The following is a 1,079-nucleotide window of genomic DNA, read 5'->3' as shown; positions in this document are numbered from 1 at the left end:
GCGCGCCGACCAGGGTCGTGGCCGACCACAAGAATACGCACAGCAGCAAGCTGGCCTCGACGCCCGGGAACGCGGTCAGGATCAGCCAGTAGCCGACGCACTCGAGGCCCCAGCCGACGACCGAGATCGCGCTGAGCACGGTGATGCAGCGCAGCTTCAGCAGCGCGGCCGAGCTGTCGACGAGGCCGTGCGCGCGCTCGGCGAGGCCGCCGATCAGCGGGAGCCTGGCCGCCCAAGTCAGCAGCCCACCAAACAGTCGCGGCGAGCCGAGGACCACGACCCCCGCGATCACGAACACCAGCGCCGCGATCACGTAGGGCAGGTACTCGGCGAAGTCGGAGATCCCGATCAGCGCGAGGATCACGAGGGCGATCAGATCGCTGAGGCGGTCGGCGACCACGACCGGGGCCGTGCGCGTGAACGGGACCCCGTTGCTGGCGCGCAAGAGCACGCTGCGCAGGACCTCGCCGACCTTGCCGGGGGTCACCGACATGCTCAGCCCGGCCAGGTAGATCTCGAGCGAGCGGCCGAGCTTCAGCTCGGCCGGCGGGTGCATGCCGCCGGAGCCGCCGCGGACGTCGAGCCAGCCCAGGGCCAGCTCCCACTTCCAAAAGCGCAGCAGGTAGTTGAGCGAGGACAAGAGCAGCGCCCAGACGATCGCGATCCACGCGTAGCCCTCGAGGCTGTCGGCGACCTCGCGGGCATCGAAGAGCAAGAGCCCGACGACGTAGACGACGACCCCGACCGCCACGCCGATCAGCGTCCGACGCAGGAGCCGACTCATCGCGGACCCACGGACGGAAGGTGCGGGTGACGCAGCGCCCGACCGAGATCGTGCTCGCCGTACCAGCGCCGGGTCCACAGCTGGGCGAAGTCGCCGGGGACCCGGGCCGGGAGCGCCGCCTGCTCGGGCCCGCCCCGCAGGCGCTTGGACTGGCTGCGGATCCCGGAGATCGCACGATCGGCCAGGCGCTGGGGCTGAGTCCGAGGCGGGGTCGGGCTGAGCTGAGGCCAGCGGCCGGGGCTGCGCACGAGCTCGGGGGCGTGCGCAGCCCCGGCCGCTGGCCTCAGCTCAGCCC

At 72.1% G+C, this 1,079-nt stretch carries 2 protein-coding genes; both read right to left on the bottom strand.

Annotated elements, in window-relative coordinates; genetic code table 11:
- Window positions 1-784 (bottom strand): lysylphosphatidylglycerol synthase transmembrane domain-containing protein (locus ENSA5_RS34530; protein WP_106395985.1); only part of this gene is annotated, 784 nt, incomplete at its 3' end.
- Window positions 781-1,079, bottom strand: a 299-nt coding sequence (locus ENSA5_RS34525; protein WP_181198461.1) for a hypothetical protein, incomplete at its 5' end; no start/stop codon positions are given. The genes ENSA5_RS34525 and ENSA5_RS34530, both read right to left, overlap by 4 nt.

It is taken from the genome of Enhygromyxa salina (genome assembly GCF_002994615.1).
Lineage (GTDB): Bacteria > Myxococcota_A > Polyangia > Nannocystales > Nannocystaceae > Plesiocystis > Plesiocystis salina_A.
This window is presented reverse-complemented; position numbering and strand designations above follow the sequence as displayed.